At 65.4% G+C, this 587-nt stretch carries 1 protein-coding gene; it reads left to right on the forward strand.

The window, feature by feature from the left end:
- Positions 1–587, forward strand: a 587-nt coding sequence (locus tag E4680_RS13960; RefSeq protein WP_205688959.1) for a hypothetical protein, incomplete at both ends; no start/stop codon positions are given.

The raw sequence follows: 587 nt of genomic DNA on the forward strand, positions 1-587 counted from the left end.
TAGCGACGAAGTATCGGCTTGGCGCCGTGTCGCCCTGATTCCACTGTCCCAAGCGCAGATTGGCGAGTTCGCGCGGCTTCAGGGTGTTGGTAATTCCGACCAGTTGCTGGCAGAACTGAAAAGGCGCGACGCCCTCCCGTTTGCTCGCCGCCCGCAGGACTTGATCGAGATTTGCGCGGGCTGGAAAGTCCAAAACCGCATCCGCAGTCACCGGGAGCAGGTTTGCGAAAACGTGCGCGTCAAGTTGCTGCCCCGGGATGACCGGCCAGAGCCGGCCGAGCTTTCGGCGGAGAAGGCCCTCGAAGGCGCGAGCCGTCTCGCGCTGGCGCTGCTCGTCACCCGCCGCACGGCGATCCGACATAACGCCGCCGCCGATGTCGCTCCGCAGGAAGCCGCTCTCGAACCATCGATCATCCTGGCGGACTGGAAGCCGGATGAGCGCAAGGCGCTACTCGAGCGGCCCCTGTTCACCTTTGCCTCGTACGGCCGCGTGCGCTTCCACCACCGCTCGGTGACTGAATATCTCGCGGCGCAACGCCTCCAGGAGTTGTGCAGGCGCCGTATGCCGTTGCGCGCGCTGAAGCGGC

Source organism: Candidatus Macondimonas diazotrophica (genome assembly GCF_004684205.1).
Classification (GTDB): domain Bacteria; phylum Pseudomonadota; class Gammaproteobacteria; order UBA5335; family UBA5335; genus Macondimonas; species Macondimonas diazotrophica.